Below are 21,516 nucleotides of genomic sequence, written 5' to 3' on the forward strand. Positions count from 1 at the left end.
GACTCTGCCGCAAGGCCGAGTTCGCGATGCCGACATTGCGGCGAGACGGCCTGCGGCCCGGCGCACCTCACCGCAGATCGAACGACACTCGCCCATGAGGCGTGTGCCGACAAGCGCATTTCGCCGCTAAACCGGAGAAGCCTCCCCTCAACGCCGCTCATCTGTCACGGGTGTGACGGACGATCATCGAGTAACCGCTAGGACATCTGTTCACCGTCAAGGTTAGACTGCGTCGACACGCACGGTGACTGGGGGGTGACCGAGCTCACGGCTCCCATCCAAGAGGGCGGACGCCCCGGCTGTCATGAGTACACGTACTCATGACAACGGCGGGGCCCCTCGGGAACCTGATCACCGGTGACGAGAACCTCGGGGGGAGCGATGGCACGTAGACCTTTCCGGACGATAGACCTGCCTGTCCGCAGCAGGCTCGTCGTGCCCGTCCTGGCCGCCGCGGGCGGCAGCGGACGGTCCACGGTGGCGGGCCTGCTGGCCGTCGCCCTGGCCCAGGCAGCGCCCAGTGTCGTGCTGGACCTGGCACACCGGCTGGCCTCACCCTGGCCCGGCTGGGCACCTGACCCCGGCACGGGTCTGGCGTCGATCCCGCCCGACCGGCCGCTCAGCCGGTCGCAGGCGCAGGCCGCGGCGGCCCGGATCCCCGGTCCGGACGGCTCGTCCTGGGATGTCCTGACGGACCATCGGGAGTGGAGTGCGCCGCCACTGCCCACCGTCGAGGCGCCGGGCGCCTGGTACCAGCTGGCGGCGGTCGGCGGTTGGCCGGCCGTGGTCGCCGACACCTGCCATCCGATGGCGCACGACCTGGTCGCCGCCCGCACGGGCGGCGGCCGGGGCCTGACCGCGGCATGGTGCGCGCTGCCGGTGAGCGTGCCGGTGGTGTGCGCGGCCGCGACGGGCTCCGGGATGGCGGCGCTGCAGACGGCCTTGTCGGTGGCCGCCGCCGAGGGCTTGCCGCTGCCCCGCATGGTCGTCGCCCTGGTGTCCACCGGCGACGGCCGCGCTCCGGCCTCGGTCCGGGCGGGGGAGACCATGCTGATCCCGCGAGTGGCGGCCGTCGTCCGCGTGCCCTACGACCCGGACCTGCGGGCGCGAGGCCTGCGCGACGCCTCCCGGCTCGGCGCCCGAACCGTGCAGGCCGCCGAGCAGCTCGCCCAGGCGGTCGTCGCCTCGGCCCGTGAGAGCTGGGGCGATCCCCTGCCGACGGCCGCGCAACCCGCCCCGGTCACCCCCCGATCTCTGCCCGCCGCACTCCCCGAAGAGAAGGTGCTCCTGCCATGAGCCAGTTCCTGCACGCCGCCGGCGCCCTGCTGAACGACCCGCACGTCCACGTCCACGTCCTGGCGGACGGCCCGACGGCTCCGGCGAACCCGATCCCGTCGTACAAGCCGGAGCTGCCCACGAACGTCTCCAAGCCCACCGGCACAATCCTCGGCTGGGTGGCCGGCGGCGGCCTGTCGCTCGCCGTCCTCGGCGGCCTGCTCGGGTGGGCGGCCGTCGCCATCGGGGAGAACTCCGAGCGCGGCGGCATGGCCGCGCGCGGGAAGAAGGCGATCATCATGTCGCTGATCGCGGGTGTCGGCATCGCCTGCACCAGCGGGCTCGTGTTCGCCGCGTACTCGATGGCGTCCTGATGGACCGGCACGACCGCGCGGCCCGCAGGGCGCGCCTACGCCTGGTCGGTATCGGGGTGGTGACCGCCGCTGCCGTCGCCGCCGGCAGCGGCGCGCTCCTCCACGGCCTGGACGACGACGGCAAGAACACGAAGCCGGGCGCGGCCCCGACCGCCACGACGGGCCCCGGGCCGGAGTCGTCGCCGAGCCCGTCGGCGACGAACACACTGACCCCGAACACGGCCAAGCCGATCCATTTGGACAAGCCGACCGGGCAGAAGGACGGCGCCTCGGTCGGATTTCCCCGTCACGGCTACGGGCCGATGTCGGCTGCGGTCTATCACCTGGACGAGCTGTCGGTGCTGGACGACGACATGGTCCGGCGCCAGCTCACCGTCATCACGGCGAGGGGGAGCGAGGGCTCGATCGACAAGGGAGTCAGCGAGGTGCGCAGGCTCCGCGAACAGGTGGGCCTGCCGCCCTCCGGCGGGACGCCGGCCGGGCTGACGATCAGCACTTATGTGGACGCCGCACAGGCGTGGGCACTCAACGATGACGGCTCCGTCGTCAACGTGTGGATGCACTACAGCCGCACTGCCACGCTGCCGAAGGGCGGCCCGGACGACAGCCCGCTCAAGAACCAGCTGGCCGACGTCGTCCTTATTTGGGAGGACGGCGATTGGAAAATCACGACGGATCCGAAGTGGGTGGCCAAGCGGTTCACCCCGGCTCCCTACAACCCCGATTCGCCGACGTCGCATAAGGACGGCTGGAAGGTGGTGGTCCGTGACTAAGCGCGGACTATTCCGTCTGCTGACCGTTCTACTCGCAGCGCTCATGTCCGTGGGAGTGGCGGCCGTACCGGCCGCAGTGGCCGATGACCCGAACGAAGCACACTGGCACTCGGACAAGGGACCACCGGACCCCATCCCACCCGAATGGATGAAAGCCAACCAAATCGACGAGACCTCGGTCGGTGTCGACAAGAACCACAAGTACTGCATCCTCGGCCAAGCCGCGGGCTGCGACCTTCTTAAGAAGCCGGAAACCTACGACTCCTGTGAGGAGCACAACGAGGGCTGCAACGACCCGAAGATCACGAAGGAGCGCATCCGGCAGGAACTCGACAAGCTGAAGGACTGGGAGAACACCACCGACCACAACGCCGAGGGCTACGCGAAGATGGACGCCGCCATCAAGGCGTGCATCGAAGGTGACATGAGGTTCCATGAGTGCCAGCAGAAGTATGCGGGCCTGATGGTCCCGTCCGGCGGCCTGAGCGACTGGGTCGCGGGCAAGATCTCCAAGCTGGCGGCCGACGCGCTCAAGGAACTGGCCGGCGCGATCGGGCAGGGCGTCGTGTGGTTGCTGCAGCAGTTCGCCGACTCGTTCAACGACGCGAGCACCATCGACCTGCACAAGGTCGGGATCGGCCAGGTCACGGGTGTCATGACCGTGCTGTCGGTGCTGATCGCCGTCTTCCTCGCCCTAATTCAGTTCGGGAAGGTCGCCGTGAGCCAGCAGGGCGCACCGCTGGCGACGGTCCTGAAGGGACTCGCCAAGTACGCCGTCGTGCTGAGCGTCTACGCGGGCGCGGCGCAGGCGATCCTGTCCTGGATCGACCAGGTGTCGATCTGGATCATCAACTACTCCTTCACCGGCGGCGGCTCCGACAAGGAAAGCGCGGCGAACGCGATGCAGCATCAGCTCGGCACGCTGTTCTCCGGGCTGGCCACCGGCGGCGGAGGAGGTGCGGCCGGGGCCGCGCTGATCACCGGAGGCGGTGTGGCGAGCCAGGCCGTCGGGGTGGTCATCGTGCTCGGCATCCTGTCGATCCTGGTGATCGGCGCGCTGTGGATCGAGATGTTCGTCCGGCAGGCCGGGATCATGGTGCTGATCGCGACCATGCCGGTCGCCCTGGCCGGACAGCTCAGCGACGAGACGCAGGACTGGTGGCCCAAGGCGAGGCGCGCGTTCACCGCGATGGCGTTCTCCAAGCTCGCGATCGTGACCTGCTTCGCGATCGGCTTCAGCTCCATGGGCAACGCCGAAGGCATCCGCAACGTGATCGTCGGCCTGATCGTGTTCTTCCTGGCGGTGTTCGCGTGGCCGGTGCTGGCCCGGTTCCTGGTGATGGTGGAGGCGGGCGGCGGCAACTCCGTGGCCGCCGGGATGGTCTCCTCGATCGGCTCCAGTGTCGGCGCGATGTTCGGCGGGTTCGCCGGTGGCGGCCTGGCCGTGGCCGGAGCCGGCGCCGTCGGCGGAGGGTCCGGCTACACCAAGGCGCTGGAGCAGGAGGCCGGTCCGGCCGCGGCCGACGGCGCGTCCTCCCTGCCCGAACAGGCCGGCAGCAGGTTCTGGAAGGGCGATCCGAGCCGCAGCCTCAAGTCGAAGGTGGGCGGGGCGGTGGGGCTCGCGGCCCAGCTCGCCGCCGCCGGGGCCGGCACGCTCGAAGGCGCGGCCGCCAACGCCGCCGCGCACGCGGGCCTCGGCGCCCCGGGCAGCGGCCACTCGACCGTGGTCCCCCCGCGAACGGGCGGCGCCTCCGCGCCGGCCGCCGGCGGTCCGGAGGGGGAGGGAACAGGGACGGCCTCAGAGCCGAGCGGACCGGCCGCGGCCTCACCGGAGGCCGAGGTACCGGCGCCGGTGGCGGCGCCCGGCCCGGTCTCCGACGGTGACACCCGCGTGCTGCCGTCAGGTGCCGGAAGCACGGCTCACATCCCTCAGGTACCAGCGCCGCCGAAGCCCTCCGGCACCGACACTCCCCCGTTCGGAACGCCGACGTTCATGCCCAAACACGGCGACCTGCCGTGGCGGCCGCCACGGCAGGGCCCCGCCCCGAAGCCGCCGACACCCGAGGGGAGCTGACCCGTGTCCCTGACGCACAGTGAGCCGGACACGTACACCGGCTGGCAGCGTGAGAAGTCCGGGTTCATCGGCGACCTGTCCGGTGTGGGCTTCGCGCTGATGGCTGCGGCCTCGGTTGTCGCCCTCGTCCCGGTCTACGCGCACAGCTGGTCGGCCGCCCTGGTGGCGCTGCCGCTGTCCGGTGTCCTGCTGCTGCTCGCCTACGGCCGGGTGATGGGCCTGGCTGCGGAGGAGTGGGTGCTGCTGGCCGTCCGGCACCAGCTCGCGGTCGCCACCAAGCGAAATCTGTTCTACAGCGGGGTGTTCGCCCCCGCCGACAAGGAGGGGAACCAGCCGATGGACCTGCCCGGCGTGCTGGCGCGCCTGCGCATCCTGACCGCGCCCGACGGCCAGGGCGGCACGCTCGGCGTCGTCCACAACCCGATCGACAACACGTACACCCTCGTCGCCCGGGTCACCTTCCCGGGCCTCGCCCTGGTGGACACCGACCGGCAGAACGCCCGGGTGCGCCAGTGGGCGGCGTTCCTGCGCGGCCAGTGCAAGGAGGACGGGGCGATCACCCGCATCCAGGTCCACCAGCGTTCGCTCCCCGACGACGGCGAGGCGCTGCGGTCGTGGACCGCACGGCACGCGACCCCCGACGCCCCGGCGGCCGCCGTCCAGGCGCTGGACGAGCTGATGGTCTCCGCCGGGCCGGCCGCCACGATCCGCGAGACGTACCTGTCGGTGACGCTGTCGGCGACCCGGGCGCGCCTGGCCGTACGCGGGGCCGGCGGCGGACAGGTCGGCGCGGCCGCCGTCCTCGTACGGGAGTTCCACGCGATGCACGGTTCGCTGTCCTCGGCGGGCCTGCAGGTGGTGGAGCTCCTGGACCCGCGCCGGGTGGCCGCCACCATCCGTACCGCGTACGACCCGGAGGCGCAGCAGATGCTGGCCGTCCGCGGCGCGGCGGCCGAGGATCCCGCGTACCGGGGTGTGCTGCCAGGCGTCGATCCGGCGCTGGCCGGTCCGGCGGCCGCCGAGTACACCTGGGGCCTGTACCGGCACGACGGGGCGTGGACGGTCACGTACCAGGTGCGGAACTTCCCGCAGTCGCAGGTGTACGCGACGTTCCTGCAGCCGCTGCTGCGGCCTCGGACGAACGCCCGGCGCTCGATGTCGCTGGTGTACGAGCCGGTGGGTCCGGCCCGGGCCCGTAAGGAGCTGTCGAAGGAGAAGACGAAGCGCCAGGCCGCGCGGTCGCTGCGGGCGAAGACCGGCCGATCGGAGAGCGAGGACGAGCGGCGCGAGTCGGAGATCGCCCGGGCGCAGGACATCGCGCGCGCCTCCGGGCAGGGCGTGGTGCGCATGGTCGCGCTGATCGCGGTGACCGTCACCGACTTGGAGGAGTTGGAGACGGCGTGCGCCGAGCTGCAGGCGGACGCGAGCGACGCGGGTCTGGAGCTGCGGCGGTGCTGGGGTGCGCAGGACGAGGCGTTCGCCGCGGCCGCGCTGCCGCTCGGCATGGGGCTGCCGCCGCGGAGGATGGCGATCTGATGGGTCTGTTCACGCGCCGCGGGGGCCGCGGCGACACCGCGCTCGAGGCGACGAAGGTCAGCGATCTGTTCGACCCGGGCGAGGAGGTGCCCGCGCAGCGTCAGCCCACGGCGCGGGAGCTGCGGCGGGCCCGTCTGCTGGAGGACCCGGCGACGGCGATGCGGATCGCCCCGAAGAAGGGGTGGCACCAGCCCTACGCGGGCCGGGCCGCCTCGCACGCCAAGGCCGAGGTGTTCCGGGCCGACACCGGCCGGGCGAGCGGCGTCTACCCGTTCCTGCACGCGGCGTCGCTGCCGCCGGTCGGCGCTTACATCGGGTTCAACACCCTGACCATGCAGGCCTTCAGCGCGCACCCGAGCGTGTGGGTGAAGGAGGGGTTGGCGACCAACCCGAATGTGATCCTGACCGGCATCCCCGGCTCGGGGAAGTCCGCGCACGTCAAGGCGCTGTGCTTCCGGCTGATGGCCTTCGGGCACCGCACGCTGATCGCCGGCGACGTCAAGGGTGAGTACGCGCGGCTGTGCCGGCACCTGGGGGTCGAGCCGGTGCGGCTCGGCCCGGGCCTGCAGGGCCGGCTCAACCCGTTGGACGCCGGGCCGCTCGGCGCGGACCTGCACTTGATCAAGGACGGCGCCGAGCTGACGGCGCGGCTGACCGAGATCCACCGGCGGCGGCTGACGCTGTGCAAGGCGCTGCTGGAGCTGCAGCTGAAGCGGGTGCTGTTGCCGCAGGAGGAGGAGTGCCTGGACGTCGCCGTGCGGGAGGTGACCGGCGCGCTCGGCGGGGCCGGTCACACCCGCCTGGACACCCCGACCCTGCCGTCGGTGTACCAGGTCCTCAAGGATCCGACCCCGGCGATGGCGCGGGAGCTGCGGGTGCGCGGGGACGACGTGCAGACGGCGCGCGAGCAGATGGCCAGCATCCGCTCCGCGCTCGGTTCGATGATCTCCGGCCACCTGGGCGGGCTGTTCGACGAGAAGACGTCGGTGTCGCTGGACTGGGACGCCCCGATCCAGTCCGTCGACATCTCCGCCCTGCAGCAGTACGGCGACGAGGTGGTGGCGATGGTGTTGACCTGCGTCTCCTCGTGGGCGCAGTCGGCGATCGACCGTCCGGGGCGTCCGTGGATCGTCGTGCGCGACGAGCTGTGGCGCCAGATGCAGTCCGGCGGCTCCAGCATGGTCCGCAAGATCGACGCGGACCTACGGCTGTCCCGCGCGACCGGCACCATCCAGCTGCTCGCCACCCACCGCCTGAGCGACTTCGAGGCGGTCGGTGCGGCGGGCTCCGAGGCGGTGGCGATCGCCAAGGACCTGATCGCGTCCTGCGAGACGCGCATCCAGCTCGCCCAGGACACCAAGCCGCTGAACCTCACCCGCGAGGCGATCGGCCTCACCGACGCCGAGTGCGACCTGATCGGGAGCTGGGGCGCCGGCCAGCGCGGGCGGGCGCTGTGGAAGGTCGGCCGCGGCGGGGGCTCGCACGCCGTGCAGCTCCTGCTGTCGCGCACCGAGAAGGAGCTGTTCGAGACGGACGAGAGGATGGTGATCTGAGGTGGCCTCGGACAACCGGGTGGACGACGGCACGTTCCTCGCCGGGATCGCCGCGGGCGCGGTCCTCTCGCTCGGTGCGGCCTCGTTGGCGGCCGGGGCGCTGGCCGGGCTGCTGTCCGAGGGCGCCCCGCCCCGGATGACCGAGCCCCTGCCGGTCACGCTGCTGCTGTCGGTCGCGCGGGGCCCGGCGTCGGTCTACCGGCCGGCGCCGCCGGCGTGGCTGTTCTACGGCGTGTTCGGCCTGTTGGTCGTGCTCCTGGCCGTTCTCGCCGGGGTCGTCGTGCGGCGACTGGGCAGGCGGCGGCGCCGTTCGCCGGCGGGCGGGGCGACGTGGGGCGGTGCGAAGGTCGAGAAGGAGATGGCGCTGCCCGACGACCCGTCCCAGCGGCCGGACCGCATCACCGCGGGGCGAGGCCAGGAGACGCGGAAGGTCGTCGGCGTGATCGAGCGCAGCGCCTCCGCCATCGCGTTCGGTCCCCCCGGCTCCGCGAAGACCTCCGGTCTGCTCGCCCCCAACGCGGCGGAGTGGCAGGGCCCGGCGCTGGTGACCACCACCAAGGCCGCCGACCTGCAGGAGATCTACGCGGCGCGCAGCCACGTCGGCCCGGTGTGGGTGATCGCACCCGCCGGCATCCCCGCCGGGCCGTGGAAGACCGCGCACTGGTCGCCGGTGGACTACGCCGACGGCGAGGAGGCCGCGGAGCGGATGGCCGAGTGGATGGCCGACGCCTCCCAGAAGGCGTACGACCCGAAGGCCGAGCCGTGGATGATCCAGGCGCGCGCCATCGTCGCCGGGCTGCTGCTCGCGGCCCGCGTCTCCGGGGGCGGGATCAAGGCGTTCCGGCGCTGGCTCACCCAGGGCGAGGCGGCCGTCGACCACGTCCGGGCGCTGCTGGAAGAGCGGTACCCGGAGGCGGCGCTGGACTACGCCCAGCCGTGGTCGACGCTGCACGACGACGGCAAGGGCAGCGTGCAGTTCACGCTGAACGTCCTCGCGGCCACCTACCGCAGCGAGGGTGTCCGGGACGCCGCCTCGCGCACCGACTTCCGGCCGCAGGAGCTGCTGGAGCGCAACGGCACCCTGGTGCTGATCGCGGCGCCGTCGCAGGCCGACCGCTTCGCGCCGTACTTCACCTCGCTGATCGCCGCCGTCCTGCACGCCGCCGAGGCGCGCTACGAGCGCGTCGGTCGGCACCCGGACCGCACACTCGGCCTGTTCGTGGACGAGGCGGGCAACTTCCTGCGCTACCCGAAGCTGCCGAACGTGCTGACCACCGGGCGCGGCATGGGCATCGCCGTCCTCGGGATCTGGCACGACTACTCGCAGCTCGTCGCCCGGATGGGGCGCGAGGGTGCCAAGACCATCGTCTCCGCCTCCACCCTGCGGCTGCTCCTGCCGGGTCTCGCGGACGACGAGACGCTGCGCTACATGTCGTTCCTGTTCGGCAAGGAGCTGGTGGAGCGCACCGGGCGCAGCAGTGGCGGCGGCCGGGAGTCCACCTCCACCAGTGTGGTGGAGTCCGACCTGCTGCCGGTCCACCAGTTGCGCGAGATCCCCGAGCACACCGCGATCGCCCTGTACTTCAACCGTCCGCCGGTGCGCGTGCGGATGCGGCTGACCTGGCGCGACCGGGACGTCAAGGCGTGGCTGGCCCGGCCCGCGGCGCCGGGGTCGTCGCCCGGTTTGTCGCTCGACAAGGAGGCCTCCGGTGCCTGAGCCTCTCGAGCCCGCCGCGTCCGCCGGGGCCGCCGGGGCCGCGCCCGCCACCAGGCGGTGGGTGTGGTCCGCGATGGAGCCCGCCGACCGTCAGCAGCGGCTGACCGAACTCGCGGTGTGGGTGGACTGGCTGATCGACCACCACCACCTGCACCGCCGGATCCCCCGCTGCTGGTACCGCGACGGCCACGAGCCCGTCCTGGAGGTCCTGACGGCCCTCTACCTCGGCTGGGTCCGCACCTACGCCGGCGACCCGCCGCAGGTCGGTGCCTTCGGCGAACTCGCGTGGATCCGCGAACTGCACGCCGCCCTGCCGCTGCTCACCGCCCCGACCTGCGACGACGGCCACCTAGCCCCGCCCCCGCGCCGCGGGCCCACCGGCGAGGACCTGCACGACTGGCTGGACACCGACCCGCCCCGCATCGCCGCCGCCCCCGTCCACCCGGCACCGGCCGAGGCCAACCGCCTGGCGGCCGCCCTGCACGGGGCGGCGGGGCCGTCGGCGCCGTCAGCCTGACGTCGCTACCGGTGCCACGGGCCGCACTCCCACTGCCGGTCCACGTCCAACAGGCAGACGCGGTAGGTGTGGTCGGCGCCGACCATCACGCTGAACGCCTGGAAGGAGGACTGCGTCGACTCGGCGTACGACGGGCCGTCCAGGACCTCGACGCGGAACTTCCAGCCGTCCGCCTTGTCCGCCCTCGCCCAGACCGCGTGGCACGTGGGCGAGTACCGCGCCCAGACCTCCGGGTACGTGGCCGAGCCGGGGTGCACCCTGCTCCCCGGCACATCCCGCGCGTCGCCCTGGCAGCCCTGTGCCTTCGGGTTCCGTCCGTCGCAGGCGTTGCCGTGGCACCCGGCCGCCGCGACGGCTGGCGACGCTGTCACGGGAGTCCACAACGCGACCGCCGAGAGGGCCACGACGACGGTCCTGAGGAGGCGGGAGGCGATCATGCGGGGCCCTTTCGGCTGCGCGGCGGCCGGGTCGGCCACCGCCTGAGGCTCCCTGCATAGCGCCTTCGGCATGCTCCGTAGACGAAGATCGGCCGCAGGTTCACCGGATGGGGTGGCCGGCGGAGCGCCGGGTTCACGCCCATGGGCCGCCTCCGTGCCGGTCGCGCCCGTACGGGGACCCGCTGCTCCGCTGAGATCCGTGAGGGGAGTCGCGCGACTCCCCTCACGGATCTCAGCGGATGAGCTGGTCCTCTCTGACCGTGAACTCCTCACGCCCGCACGGTGTCGCGACACCGTGCGGCGAGGTGGCGACGGTGACGATCCCGTCGTCGTCCGGCGGGCCGGAGCACTCGCGGACCATGCAGTCGACGGTGACCTCCACCGGATAGGCCGAATCAGGGTGGAGATCCATCCCGCCGCCGAAGATCGGGGCCTTGTCGACCAACGACCAGCGCCATCCGCCCGCATCGGTGAACCGGACCTCCACGATCCCCGGGAACGAACCGCCGTCCACCCAGCGGACGGCCTCGCACCGCAGCTCGACCATCGATGCCCCCGGATCCCTCATCCAGACCACCCGTCGCAGTGTTCGAACCCGTCCTCCACGCTGCCGCGGAACACCAGCGCCTCACGGCCGATCCCGAGAGCGCCGAGCAGGGTGTCGAGCGCCGCCTCCGGGTCTTCCGTGGAACGGTCCACCCACACGAGCGTGGAGGGCGGCATGGTTCCCTCGAGCTCACTCAGAGCGAAGTCCGTCCCCTCGACGCGGAACATGGCGACGTCGACGGGACCGAGATCCTCCCAGCCGCGTTCGACCGTCAGCCGCAGACGCGCCGCGAGCGCCGCCAGCGGCGGCCGCAACCCCGCCACCACCCGGAACGAGCTCGCCGCGAACTGCCACATGCTCTGCTGGAACGCCGGATTGCGCTTACCGCCCTGGTACGACGGGGCCGTCTCCCAGTCCGGCTCGGGCCCCGGCACCTCGATCTCGACCATCCCGCCCCCTCGGCGTCGTCACTGTCACCCGTGGTCACCGTATCCTCCGGCTCCCGCCCGCAGGACGCCGGACGCTAACGCGAGGCCGAAGGCCCGCTGCGGCTCTGGCCTTCCCGGCCGAGGCCCGGCCCGTCCTGCCGCGTCTGCCGGCTCTGCTGGGCCAGCCGTTGGGCGGTCAGGACCCGCTGGGCGTCCTCGGCGGCGCGCTGAGCGGGGGGCTGGGCGCCGCGCCGGTCCAGCTCCTGGTGGATCAGGCCCACCGAGGTTCCCAGGCCGCTCGCGCGCTGCTGCGCCTCCCGGGCCTCGGCCCGGGCCGCCTCCACACCCCGCTGACGCGAGGCCGCGGTCCTCGCGAGCACCTCGGCGTGGCCGCCGCCCGCCTCCTGCCAGGCGCCGAGGACGGCGTCGTGCTTGTCGGCGGGCCCGGCCAGTTTTCTGGCCGACTCCAGCCGGTCGCGGGCGTAGATGAGCTCGTCCTCCTTCTGCGTCGCGGACGACAGGAGATCGGCCGCGCGCTGTCCGAGCGCCTCGCGGTCGGCGCCGCGCACGACCTGCCGCCCGAGCACACCGCGCTCCGCCAGTTGCCGCTCGATCTCGGCGGCCTGCTCCCGCGCCTGCCCGACCTCGGCGCTCAGGCGCTCCACCAGCTCGGTGGCGTACCGGGCGTCCAGGATGGCGTCCACCTGCCTCGCGCGTTCGGTGACGCCCTGTTCGACCTCCCCGCCCGGGGCGAGCGCGGCGGCGAGCCCCGCGGCCCGGGACTCGGCGTGCACGGCGTGGTTCCGGGCGGCCGCCGCCTCCTCGGTGACCCGGGCGAGCGTCGCCGCGAGGTCGGCGTCCGGCACGCTGCCGTAAGGCCCGGCGGCCTGGTCGGCGACGACGGCGGGCAGTCGTTCCTGAATCCGGGTCCGAAGTTCCTCCTCGGCGAGGCCGAGTTCCGAGGGAAGGGCGGCCCGTCGCTCGGCCTCCGCCCGCACCTGCTCGTCCGCCGTCTTCTGCTCCGCCAACCGGCCCGAGGTCACCAACAGCAGGGACTCCGCTGTCTGCGTCCCGGGCAGAGCGCCGTTCGCCAGGGCCCTCAGCAGCGGCCCGACGGCCTCGTGTTCGCGGCGCGTCGCGCTGGTCGGGTCTGAATCGACCATGCGCGCGATGGCGTCGGCGTCGTGGGTGAGCCGCTGGAGCACGGGTCGGGAGATCTCGTCGATCTCGCCGCGCGTGGCCATCGTGAGCAGGACATCCCGGTAACGGCTCTGCCAGAGCAGCGCCTCCACCGGGGGCAGCGGCAGCGCGCGCTCGCCGTCGAGCGCGGCGACGGCCGCAGGCCGCCCGCCCCACTGTCCGTCCGGAGTCCGTTCGTTGGTGTAGAGGTCCTCACCTGAGCGGTTGGTCAACGCGATCCGGGACACATGGGGACTGGCCTCCGCCAGCGCGAGGGTTTCACGCATCATGGCGTACGCCAGGTCGTGTCGGTCCGATGGGGTCCACCGGCCCGGCCCGTCGCCGGAGTTGAGGTAGCGGTGGACCCCGTCGAGGCGGCTGCGTTCCTCACGCACCGCCACCGCGACGAGCTCGACGGTGAATCCGGCCTGGCTGAACTCCTCCGCGGTGCGCAGTGTCATGCCGGGGTCCCGGAAGACGCCTTCGAGGATCAGGCTGTAGCTGTTATCCCGTGCGTGCTCCAGGCACATCCGAACCCACCTGCCGGACGCTTGGCCGGTGACGAGTTCGGCCTGCTCCGGAGGGAGAGTTCCCATGATCTCTTCGAACCGGGGGTGGAACACACGCAGGTGGTCTCCGGTCAGGGGAACCGTGTCGGGCCCATACCGTTGTCGGACCCCTGCCATGGCCTGGGACTTCCCCGCCGCCGGCTGGGCGCCGAGTAGGACCATACGTGGCACGGCCTGCGGCGCGGCTCCGCCGAAAACGAAGTCGCGAACACCGCCTCGGCAGTCGAACGCCGCTAACAGTTCGTCGTCGGTCAGCTGATAGGAGTGCGGGTCAGGCACGCGGGACCTGCCGAAGTTCGTCGTCCCACAGACCGATCTGCCTGATGATCGCCTCTCGGTCGTAGGCGGGGACCTGCCGTCGGATGTCACGCACCGCTATGACGCGCTCCCACCATTTGGCCTGTTCCTCGTCGCTGTCGGCTGCTCGGTGCAGGCTGACGTAGCGGGCGACCAACTGATTCGCACGCTCGTCGAGGGCCTCGTACACCATCGCGGTGGGAACGTCCTCGTCGAATTCGGTGTCCATCTGTTTCTCCCTCTCATGGATTGTCGTCAGGGGCACCCGCTTGTTCGAACCTCGTCATCCGGGATGCTTCTCGTTCAACCCACGGAACGTCGCATTGCCGGGCAACGGGGACGGTGGCGTTAACGGTCTGAACTGGGCCCCACCTTTCCAGTTCCGGGTGGCTCCATGCCGTCGTGAAGTGGGTCTTTCCGGCTCGAGCCGGCCTCGGCTTCCGGTCTCGCGCGGCCCCAGCCGACGGCAAGCAACTCTGATCGGTCGAGAGTCAGGTGTCCGCTTCTGAGCCCCTCGCGCGGCCGCAGCTGTGCCAGGAGCCGTTGGGCTTCGTCGCGGATGCCGGCGTCCCGGTCTGTTGCCAGCTCGCGGTACTGCTTGATCAGCCGGTCCGCGCCTTCGGTCGTCATCCATTCGGGGTTGCAGTCCAGAGCAGCTTGGATCTCATCTGCAGTCCAGGTTTCTGACGCGTAGCTTCTGGCCAGCAACACACAGCGGAGTCCGATGGTGTCTTTGCGTTGGAGTAGGGCCACTGCCGTCTCCTGGGTGACGGCAGTGTTCTGGACGTCCAACAGGAGGCGGTGAATGACGTCCGCCGCCTCGTCGACCTTGTCCGACATCGCAAGCTGCCGCCCGGCAGTGGCGCGAACGGACCATGTCGATGAGTCAGCATTCTGAATCGCCGTGCTCAGTTCTTGATCACCGAGGGATGCCATGCCACCAGCCTGCCAGGAGCCGCCGCGACCTCCAGGTGATTTTCGATAGCCTCGCTGCTGCCTCGCTTCGGTCTGGGCGAGTCGGTAGGACTCGGTGCCGGTTTCGATGATGGTGCCGTCCAAGGTGAGACGGTCGAAGATGGCCGCGTAGAGCCGGGGATCGGCAAAGGGTGGGGCTAACTCAAGCCGACACAACCCACGAACACTCCCACGCGCCCCTCCGGTGGGCCCAGCTCGGGCCGGAAAGTGGGGCTACGTCAGGCCATTAAGGCCAGGACGGGGCCGTGATCGTGAGGGGCACCGGATCAACGTACCAACGACTCATGGGTTGCGACCTCACCACCCTCTACCTCGGCTGGGCACGCACTTGTCCCGGCGACCCCGCCAAGGCTTCCGCCCTCAGTGAGATCACCTGGATCAAGGAACTACACCTGCTGATCCCGCGCCTCGCCTCCCCCGCTCGCGACGCCAGTCAGACAGGGCTCCGCGGCCACGGCCGGGACCGACCGGCCAATCCCGTCTGACTGGATCGACACCAGCCCGGACCAAATCACCGTCGCCCCGGCCACCCGGAGGCCGAAGCCAACCGCCTGCCGCCGCCCTCCACGGGCGTGTAGGAGCATCAGGGTCTGACGGCATGGGGGCGGTGCAGCCGACTCTTCACCGCGAAGCCCCGCCCCGGCCTTGCCCTCGTCCGACCCCGGGCCCGTTCTGCTGGGCCTGTTGGACCTGCTGCTGCACGGACTGGACCCGCTGAGCGTCCTCAGCGGCGCGCTGGGCGGGAGGCTGAGCGTCGCGCCTGCCCAGCTCCTGCTGGATCTGCCCGGCCGCGGTGGCCAGGCCTACCGCCCGCTGGTGTGCGGTCTGGGCCTCGGTTCGGGCAGCGGCCAGGTTCCGCTCACGTGCTGCGGTGGCGCGCGCCAGCACCTCCGTCACGCTTCCGCCCGCCTGGTGCCAGGCCGCCAGAACGGCGTCGTCCTCGGACGAAGGGCTTGCCGCCCGGGCGCTGGACCCTGATTGTTCCCGGGCGGAGACCAACTGCTGCTCACCCTGCCTGGCGGCCACGCGCAGGTCGTCAAGCTGTTGTTCCAGGGTCTCGCGATCGGCACCGCGCACAACCGGTAGGCCAAGCATGCTGCGCTCCGCCAGCTGCCGTTCCACCGCCTCGGCCTGCCGGCGGACCCGCTCAACGTCGGCAGCCAGGTCTCCCACCTGGGCGGCGTCCCTTCGGGCCTGCAGGATGGTATCCACCTGCTTGGCGCGGGCGGTGACGCGCTGTTCGACTTCTCCGCCCGGGGCGAGGGAGGCGGCGATCTCGGCCACCTGTGCCTCGGCCTGCGCCGCCTGGCTCCGGGCGGCGTCCGCTTGCTCGATGGTGTAGGCGAGCGTCGCGGTGAGGTCGGCATCCGGCACCTGCCCATAAGGGTGCAGCGGGTCCGTTTCGGGGGCCGCCCGCTGTTCTTGGAGACGGCCCTGCGGTTCCCCCTCCGTGTGACGCTGTTCGGGCGGCAGACCGGCCCGTCGGTCGGCCTCCACGCTCATGCGGAGCGTAGTCTCGGCCGCCCGCATTGAGGGGATCGCACCAGCGGGGCGAGATTCGTCCGGGGGCTGTCGGGTCGTGCCTTCGCGGCCGGCGGCCGCCGAGGCCTGCTGCCGGGCGACGTCCGTGGTGATCCTGGATCGGGGCGTGCGCCATGCTGTGGGGGTGTCCGGAGCATGGATGATCCAGTCGGTGTCGCGGAAGTGAGACGAGAGAGCACGCCCCAGTACAGTCGCGTCAAAGGGCCCGCTGGACTCGAAGACGCCCAGTGACAGCGGCCGTCCCAGTTTCCCTTCCCACCTTGCCGCCCACTCGGCGAGCGCGGAGTGGGAGCCCGCCACCGTCTGTTTGTCCAGATAACCGTGACCGCCCATAAAGTCGCCTGGGTACCGGTCAGACTGATGTGCACGCCAGTGTGCCCGGGCTGCCCGGACCATGGCAGTACTGTTGATGTCGAGGTCGAAGTCGCTGGGCTCTGACTCAAGACCCAACCGCCACATGGCATCGTAGGGTCGGCGCAGGGGGCGGTTCTGACTGGTGCCGAACCACTCACGAAGGTGCTGCGCTGCTGTGGGGTTGTCGGCCAGGCTTTCCTCACGCGGCAGCGTCTTGTGGATTCCGGAGAAGAACCCGGCGCCGGTTCCCTTGAGACGGATGTCGACTTCGGAGGGGTCGATGCCGTCGCGCTCCAGTGCTTCCAGCATCTCTTCACCGAATTGGCGGTAGAGCGCCGGCGTCATACCCATGGGCGCCTCCCCGGTGAGCATCCACTTGATCTGGACCGGGTTGATACCTAGAAAGTCGAGGTCCCGTTTCCTGATGGCGTAGCCGGAGTCGTCTCGAGGCCACCACTCGGGAGCTTCCTCCTCGGCGCCGAGGATCCTCATCATTCGGCTGTCGAGCGGGTCGGTCGGGTCGAGCTGGGCTGTGATCGCAATGGGGCGCCATCGGTCGGCCGCGTCGGGGACTGTGAGGACCTGTCCCTCCGGCGGGCCGCTAACCTTTGCCGGTTCGGTCTGCTGGAGGTCTGGGCCGCCGAGCACGTTCGTGCTTGCCGCAGTTCGCTTGGCGGCGCCAGCCGGGGCAGCGCTGGTGAAGATGCCGTCCAACGTGACCAGGCCGTCCCCTGGAAGCGTCACCCACTCCTTCTGGCCTAAATACCCCATGCCGGTCATGGGGATCGACAGGATGTCCTTGGCCGGCTTGCGGTCGACGAGGATTACGGCGTGGCCACCGCCACGCTGCTCCAGCCAATCGGACACGATCTTTCGGTCCGACGACCAACTTGCCAACGGACGTTGACGTGCCTCGAAGGTGTCGCCGACGCTCAGACCGAACCAGTCCGGCCGCTCGGATCCTCCCTGCCAGGCCAGTGCCCGGTAGGAGACCAGCTCGGTGATTCCCCGACTGGCGAGAAGCTCCTGGGTCAGTTGGTACTGGCTGCGCAGGAAGTCTCGTAGGGCGTTGCGGTTGTAGTCGAGCTCCAAGTCCACGGCGGAGCGGGTTTTGGGGTCCATCCGCCATTCCAGGACCTTGGTGAGGCCGAACTCCTCCTTGGCGGCCTCCTGGAGGGCCAACGCACGCACGTTATTGTTGGAGCCGTAGGACCAGGACCCCATCAATTCGCTGACCGCGATCCATCGGACCAGCGTTTCGGCGCGTGGGTCGTCCATGCCCACCACCTTGTCCGACGCGTGCCGGGGATCGGCCCGGTCCAGCTCGTCGATGTGGAAGATGTCCGCCCCCATTGAGGGGTACTGCTCGTTGTGGGGCACAAGAACGTAACTGCCATCTCCCAGTCGGTGTCCCATGTCCGTACCGACGCCCAGCCCAAACGCGGCGAGCACGAGCTCTGCTGTTGGCGACCGCATCCGCTCGGCTAGGGCCTGGATAGCGATGGTCTTGGCCTGGGGAGTGTGAGTGATGCGGCCGTCATCAGTCAGGAGCGCATCGCTGATCAGCTGGTGTTCGGTTCGTTCCGGGGATCCCGGCTCTGGCGCCAGGGAATGGTGCTGCCTGGTCGGCGTCTGGGGCAATTCGACGTGTTCGCCGGGCGGCCGGGACAGGAGCGGCGCGGTGCCGACGGCGTGCTCCGCCACCCGGTCGAACCGTTCCATGACCGCGTCGAACAAATCGGGGCGGCCCAGTTGTTCGAACAATGCATGCAAGCCGTCGAGTTGGCGGCGCATGATCGCGATGTCGCCTGGAGGGATCGGGTTGTCCACCCAAGCGAACACGTGAGGTTCGACCTGTCGGTAGAAGGTTCGCACGAAGGGGTTCGCGGCGTCGGGGACCAATCCATGTGAGGTGGCGCCGGCACCGTTGCCGACCGCGATCAGACCTTGCCGTGCGCCCAGCATGATGTGGTCGGCATTGATGCGGTGGGTGGCGGTCAGGGCATAGTGCAGCCCGAGGAACACACCATCGCGGGTTGAGGGGGCCCCATGCTCGTCTAACTCACTCAGGCTCTGATGGCGGGTCGGCCTACCGGGCATGTGATCGGTGTATACGCCGCGGGGCCCCACCGGGTGCGACAGCGCGACTCGGGCGCCCACCGCTCGGCCGACATAGGCGTCGAGCACCTTGATCCTCGCGCCCTCGGAGCGGGCGAACGACTCGTACACGGCCCGCGTGCCGTCCTCGAAGTCGACGAGCGCCCTGCTCTCGAAGTCGCTCCCATGGTCGAGCATCACCATGTCAACCACCCGGGTGCCGGTGACCGGGTGCACCGGAAGCCCGAGCGCGCCCGGGGCGTCAGCAAGCGGCTCCCCGGCCAGCACTATCTGCAGCTCGGCTTGAACACTCGCCCAGCTTGCGACGAACCCAGGGTGGAGGTTCATGTTCTGGAGGTCGGCCAGGGGTACCCAGGCCACTGCGACAGACTCACCCTCGACGGGCTGGACCGTGATCAGCCGATCGACGGTGGCGATCACGGTGTCGTACGACCATCCGCCGTGATCGTCTCGGACAACCCGCTCAACACGGATTTGGGCCGGGTCCAGGTCACTCTCCTCGACAGCTTCGCGGATGGCGGCGTCAGCTGCGGACTCGTGGCTGTCCCTAGCGCCACCGAGCAGCGCCCAGGTACCTCCTTGGTCTGTGTCCGCGCCCCGATGATGCATGAGGGCGTAGAGGTCGCCGTTCGCAGCACGGTGTACGGGCAGCAGCCCGGCGGCGCCGAAGCGGCCCCAGTGCGCGTGTCCCTGAGCGCAGTTGACCCAACCGTCTCCCAGCATCGCGGGCAACGAACGTGCCCAGCTGCGAACGCCCCCTTCGTCGACCGGCTGTTCACTCATCACGACCCCCCTCGCTGATTCTTTCTACAGTTCCGCGGTGTGCCCCACGCCCTCTACCGCTTGCGGCCCGTCAGGCCCCGTGCAGAAAGGACTCGGCTTGGCGGCGGAGTTTCGCCGGCGCCGCGGGCCAGGCAGGGCTGCTCATCACCTCTCGCAGCTTGATCTCCTTCACCTCCCGGGGCGCGTCCCTCCGCAAGCCGAGGTGTGACCACATCTGACTCAAGTCGTCGTACGGGAGGTCCCACGCCGGAGCGAGCGTAGATTCCGGCGCGCCACCCGGCGCCGAAGGCACGACGTGGACCTCGTCGGCACTGGCCGCCGGAGTGATCTCGACCAATGCGAGACCGAACTGTTCGACGGTGCCTCGGAGCAGGACCCGGTAGGCCTCGACAGTGGCAGTAGAGGGTGGTTCCCCGTCGAAGAAGAGAGTGAACACCCAACCGGACGTGCCGGTACGGGCGAGGTCCAGAATGAGTCGGGTGGAAGTGTCCCTTGCCAGAGCTCGGTGAGCGACACTCCTGGTCGCCCCGGGGCCGTCCGTACGAGGGATCGCTTCGAGCTGCAGTACGCCAAGCAGTTCCTGGAATTGGTGCGAAGCCAGATCTCCGTTGGAGAGCACTCGCAGTGCGGGCCAGAGCATGGTGAAGCCTCCTTCATCGGTCAGGCGACCAGAGGAATGGTGTTGCCAGGACTTACGCTTGCGGTCCCAGGTAGATCGGATTGCTCCAGGCCCGCCCCCCGATCGCGTCCTCGACAGTGACCCGGCAGTACCCGCCCGCGAACATCGCTACAGGCAGCGAGCAGTCGGTGAGGTCCGTACCTTCGAGAACCTGCTTGCCCGGCTTGCTGCCTGTGATCAACACTTTTCGTACCGGCGATGATGCCACCGAGATCTGGTCGTCGCTCAGCTGGATGTCGTGCAGTTCAGGCCCGGTGCTCGAGTAGTAATGACCTGCTTTGAGTGCCGCGAGGAGCGCCTCCGGGCAGAGCGACTGCGAGCGGACCTGCACCCAGGCTGCACAGGCCGGTGGATCCTGGGGCTGGAAGTGTGAGTCGTCTGCGGCGTAGGTACTCAGTTTGTGACCGCGGTTGAGCAGCACGTCGGTCAGGTGCCAGCTGTCACCCCGGTCCTCGTAGGCGGACAGGGCGTTGTAGACCTCGACGGCGTGTGCCGCATCCAGACTCTCGGCGTCGGAGAGGGTGAGGAGCGATGCGGCAGGGTGGGCAATCCCTATGAACGCGCCAGCGGTTCGTGCGCGGCGCGCTAGCTGCGGGCCTGTCTCTCCGGGCCTGGGAGGAGGGAATCCGAGCGGCAAACCCACGGCGAGGATATGCCATTCCGAAGAAAACTCAGTGCTTGGGCCGTGCAGCTCCGCGCCAAGCAGTGTGGTGAACCCGGCGGTTCGCAGCGGTCGGGTGTCTGTCAGCGGAAACCCGTGCTTGGCGCGGAAATGGTCGGTGATCGCCAGGAAGTCGTAGCCGGCCTCACGGTAGTGGGCCACGGTCTCCTCGGGTGACAGTGCGCCATCGGACTGGTTGGAGTGCGCGTGCAGATTGCCGCGCCAAAAGCGGCCCGGCTGGTTGAAGGGTGGTTCGGTCATGCTGCCCCCTCGTGAGCGTGGTCGGGCCGTCCGCCCCGTCGGACTGTCCTGTCGTCAACGTACTGGTCCCCCCTGTCATACAGGCGGCACGCTCCGGTGAGGATGGCGACCGGCCGGTCGCCGGGTGTCCGGCCGCCGAAGACGAAGTCGACGATCTCGGCGTCGAACACCTCCCGGAGCTGCTCCGGAGTCAGCTCGTGCGAGGCGGGGTCAGCCACGGCGCTCCTCGTCCAACTCGCGGATCGTGGCCGTCCACGCGTTGAGCTTGCTGATCATGGTGGCCCTGTCGTCGACGTCGACTGCCTCTTTCTCGTCCCGGAGGTCGATGACCTTGCCCCACCAGTGGCGGCGGCCGTCCTCGGTGGCGGCGTCGTCAGAGAGGGCCACGTAACGGGCCGACAGGTGCGTCGCGGTCTCGATGAGCATGTCGTAGACCACGGAGGTGGGCACGTCGTCGGGAATGGACACGGTCGGGCTGTGCTCGGTCATCTTGCTCCTCGAGTCGCGGGGTCGGGCCTTGCCTTCGGCGAATATCCACCGATCCCCTCCGTCCTCCGCTAGCTCGATCTGTCGGATGATCGCCGCACGGTCACACACCGCGAGCCGGTGTCGCGCATCGCGATGACACTGTTCGAGCCGCCCGGTGTCAACGGGGACGACGTTGGAACCCGAACGGTCTCGTCCGGCATCGGGCCCCGTAGGCTTCCCGGCCGGCGTGGCGATCCCGGGAGAGCGGTACTCGGGTCGTGTTCGGGCATGTAGCCAACCTACCGGCAACTCACGCTCGCTATCGGCGGATTGTGGGAATCCGTCTCCTCATTTCCGGTGGCGGCCACTCAATTCCGGCTGAGTATGCGTACGGATGGG

The 21,516-nt window shown here is 70.3% G+C and carries 18 protein-coding genes and 1 pseudogene; 8 read left to right on the forward strand and 11 right to left on the reverse strand.

The window, feature by feature from the left end:
• The first annotated feature begins 381 nt into the window (after nucleotides 1–381).
• The 8 genes from ACIRD3_RS32020 (at nucleotide 382) to ACIRD3_RS32055 (ending at nucleotide 9,819) form a co-directional block, all read left to right on the forward strand.
• Nucleotides 382–1,296 carry a hypothetical protein gene (locus ACIRD3_RS32020; protein WP_402223587.1) on the forward strand — a complete coding sequence of 305 codons (915 nt, stop codon included), beginning with the start codon at nucleotides 382–384 and terminating at the stop codon, nucleotides 1,294–1,296.
• Complete coding sequence (locus ACIRD3_RS32025; RefSeq protein ID WP_402223589.1) at nucleotides 1,293–1,649, forward strand: hypothetical protein; 357 nt, start codon at nucleotides 1,293–1,295, stop codon at nucleotides 1,647–1,649. Before ACIRD3_RS32020 ends, ACIRD3_RS32025 begins: the two co-directional genes overlap by 4 nt.
• A complete protein-coding gene (locus tag ACIRD3_RS32030) occupies nucleotides 1,649–2,422 on the forward strand; it encodes a hypothetical protein (RefSeq protein WP_402223591.1) in 774 nt (257 codons plus the stop codon). Before ACIRD3_RS32025 ends, ACIRD3_RS32030 begins: the two co-directional genes overlap by 1 nt.
• Before the next feature lie 148 nt (nucleotides 2,423–2,570).
• Nucleotides 2,571–4,496, forward strand: a complete 1,926-nt coding sequence (locus ACIRD3_RS32035) for a hypothetical protein (RefSeq protein WP_402223593.1) — start codon at nucleotides 2,571–2,573, stop codon at nucleotides 4,494–4,496.
• Nucleotides 4,497–4,505: 9 nt separating this feature from the next.
• The gene (locus ACIRD3_RS32040) at nucleotides 4,506–6,032 is read left to right on the forward strand and encodes an SCO6880 family protein (protein WP_402223699.1); all 1,527 of its coding nucleotides are present in this window, start codon (nucleotides 4,506–4,508) and stop codon (nucleotides 6,030–6,032) included.
• Complete coding sequence (locus tag ACIRD3_RS32045; RefSeq protein WP_402223595.1) at nucleotides 6,032–7,585, forward strand: type VI secretion protein; 1,554 nt, start codon at nucleotides 6,032–6,034, stop codon at nucleotides 7,583–7,585. The genes ACIRD3_RS32040 and ACIRD3_RS32045 overlap by 1 nt, the downstream gene beginning before the upstream one ends.
• Before the next feature lies 1 nt (nucleotide 7,586).
• Complete coding sequence (locus ACIRD3_RS32050) at nucleotides 7,587–9,302, forward strand: type IV secretory system conjugative DNA transfer family protein (protein WP_402223597.1); 1,716 nt, start codon at nucleotides 7,587–7,589, stop codon at nucleotides 9,300–9,302.
• The gene (locus ACIRD3_RS32055) at nucleotides 9,295–9,819 is read left to right on the forward strand and encodes a hypothetical protein (RefSeq protein WP_402223599.1); all 525 of its coding nucleotides are present in this window, start codon (nucleotides 9,295–9,297) and stop codon (nucleotides 9,817–9,819) included. The genes ACIRD3_RS32050 and ACIRD3_RS32055 overlap by 8 nt, the downstream gene beginning before the upstream one ends.
• A gap of 5 nt (nucleotides 9,820–9,824) precedes the next feature.
• On the opposite strand, the gene ACIRD3_RS32060 is transcribed toward ACIRD3_RS32055, so the two are convergent.
• From ACIRD3_RS32060 to ACIRD3_RS32110, 11 genes and pseudogenes are all read right to left on the reverse strand, one after another.
• Nucleotides 9,825–10,190, reverse strand: a complete 366-nt coding sequence (locus ACIRD3_RS32060) for a DUF2690 domain-containing protein (RefSeq protein ID WP_402223601.1) — start codon at nucleotides 10,188–10,190, stop codon at nucleotides 9,825–9,827.
• Between the two features lie 298 nt (nucleotides 10,191–10,488).
• Nucleotides 10,489–10,803: a hypothetical protein gene (locus ACIRD3_RS32065; protein WP_402223603.1), complete on the reverse strand. Its 315-nt coding sequence runs from the start codon at nucleotides 10,801–10,803 to the stop codon at nucleotides 10,489–10,491.
• Nucleotides 10,804–10,820: 17 nt separating this feature from the next.
• Nucleotides 10,821–11,252 carry a hypothetical protein gene (locus tag ACIRD3_RS32070; RefSeq protein WP_402223605.1) on the reverse strand — a complete coding sequence of 144 codons (432 nt, stop codon included), beginning with the start codon at nucleotides 11,250–11,252 and terminating at the stop codon, nucleotides 10,821–10,823.
• A 74-nt stretch (nucleotides 11,253–11,326) separates the two neighbouring features.
• Nucleotides 11,327–13,348, reverse strand: coding sequence for a zeta toxin family protein (locus ACIRD3_RS32075; protein WP_402223606.1), 2,022 nt, complete (start codon nucleotides 13,346–13,348; stop codon nucleotides 11,327–11,329).
• Nucleotides 13,251–13,505, reverse strand: coding sequence for a hypothetical protein (locus ACIRD3_RS32080; RefSeq protein WP_402223607.1), 255 nt, complete (start codon nucleotides 13,503–13,505; stop codon nucleotides 13,251–13,253). Before ACIRD3_RS32080 ends, ACIRD3_RS32075 begins: the two co-directional genes overlap by 98 nt.
• Before the next feature lie 761 nt (nucleotides 13,506–14,266).
• A pseudogene (locus tag ACIRD3_RS32085) lies at nucleotides 14,267–14,380 on the reverse strand (AAA family ATPase); the annotation flags it as partial.
• A 492-nt stretch (nucleotides 14,381–14,872) separates the two neighbouring features.
• Complete coding sequence (locus ACIRD3_RS32090) at nucleotides 14,873–19,048, reverse strand: NUDIX domain-containing protein (RefSeq protein WP_402223609.1); 4,176 nt, start codon at nucleotides 19,046–19,048, stop codon at nucleotides 14,873–14,875.
• A 70-nt stretch (nucleotides 19,049–19,118) separates the two neighbouring features.
• Nucleotides 19,119–19,688, reverse strand: coding sequence for a hypothetical protein (locus ACIRD3_RS32095; RefSeq protein ID WP_402223611.1), 570 nt, complete (start codon nucleotides 19,686–19,688; stop codon nucleotides 19,119–19,121).
• Nucleotides 19,689–19,740: 52 nt separating this feature from the next.
• Entirely contained in the window at nucleotides 19,741–20,649 is a 909-nt protein-coding gene (locus ACIRD3_RS32100) for a CehA/McbA family metallohydrolase (RefSeq protein WP_402223613.1), read from the reverse strand.
• Nucleotides 20,646–20,867, reverse strand: coding sequence for a hypothetical protein (locus tag ACIRD3_RS32105; RefSeq protein ID WP_402223614.1), 222 nt, complete (start codon nucleotides 20,865–20,867; stop codon nucleotides 20,646–20,648). Before ACIRD3_RS32105 ends, ACIRD3_RS32100 begins: the two co-directional genes overlap by 4 nt.
• Nucleotides 20,860–21,138: a hypothetical protein gene (locus ACIRD3_RS32110; protein WP_402223616.1), complete on the reverse strand. Its 279-nt coding sequence runs from the start codon at nucleotides 21,136–21,138 to the stop codon at nucleotides 20,860–20,862. Before ACIRD3_RS32110 ends, ACIRD3_RS32105 begins: the two co-directional genes overlap by 8 nt.
• Nucleotides 21,139–21,516: the final 378 nt, after the last annotated feature.

It is taken from the genome of Kitasatospora sp. NPDC093550 (assembly GCF_044764985.1).
Lineage (GTDB): Bacteria > Actinomycetota > Actinomycetes > Streptomycetales > Streptomycetaceae > Kitasatospora.

Coding starts and splice junctions, on each gene's coding strand:
- ACIRD3_RS32045 (WP_402223595.1), top strand. CDS start 6,032: ATGGGTCTGTTCACGCGCCGCGGGGGCCGCGGCGACACCGCGCTCGAG.
- ACIRD3_RS32070 (WP_402223605.1), bottom strand. CDS start 11,252: ATGGTCGAGATCGAGGTGCCGGGGCCCGAGCCGGACTGGGAGACGGCC.
- ACIRD3_RS32020 (WP_402223587.1), top strand. CDS start 382: ATGGCACGTAGACCTTTCCGGACGATAGACCTGCCTGTCCGCAGCAGG.
- ACIRD3_RS32035 (WP_402223593.1), top strand. CDS start 2,571: ATGAAAGCCAACCAAATCGACGAGACCTCGGTCGGTGTCGACAAGAAC.
- ACIRD3_RS32080 (WP_402223607.1), bottom strand. CDS start 13,505: ATGGACACCGAATTCGACGAGGACGTTCCCACCGCGATGGTGTACGAG.
- ACIRD3_RS32110 (WP_402223616.1), bottom strand. CDS start 21,138: ATGACCGAGCACAGCCCGACCGTGTCCATTCCCGACGACGTGCCCACC.
- ACIRD3_RS32090 (WP_402223609.1), bottom strand. CDS start 19,048: ATGAGTGAACAGCCGGTCGACGAAGGGGGCGTTCGCAGCTGGGCACGT.
- ACIRD3_RS32065 (WP_402223603.1), bottom strand. CDS start 10,803: ATGGTCGAGCTGCGGTGCGAGGCCGTCCGCTGGGTGGACGGCGGTTCG.
- ACIRD3_RS32030 (WP_402223591.1), top strand. CDS start 1,649: ATGGACCGGCACGACCGCGCGGCCCGCAGGGCGCGCCTACGCCTGGTC.
- ACIRD3_RS32095 (WP_402223611.1), bottom strand. CDS start 19,688: ATGCTCTGGCCCGCACTGCGAGTGCTCTCCAACGGAGATCTGGCTTCG.
- ACIRD3_RS32100 (WP_402223613.1), bottom strand. CDS start 20,649: ATGACCGAACCACCCTTCAACCAGCCGGGCCGCTTTTGGCGCGGCAAT.
- ACIRD3_RS32025 (WP_402223589.1), top strand. CDS start 1,293: ATGAGCCAGTTCCTGCACGCCGCCGGCGCCCTGCTGAACGACCCGCAC.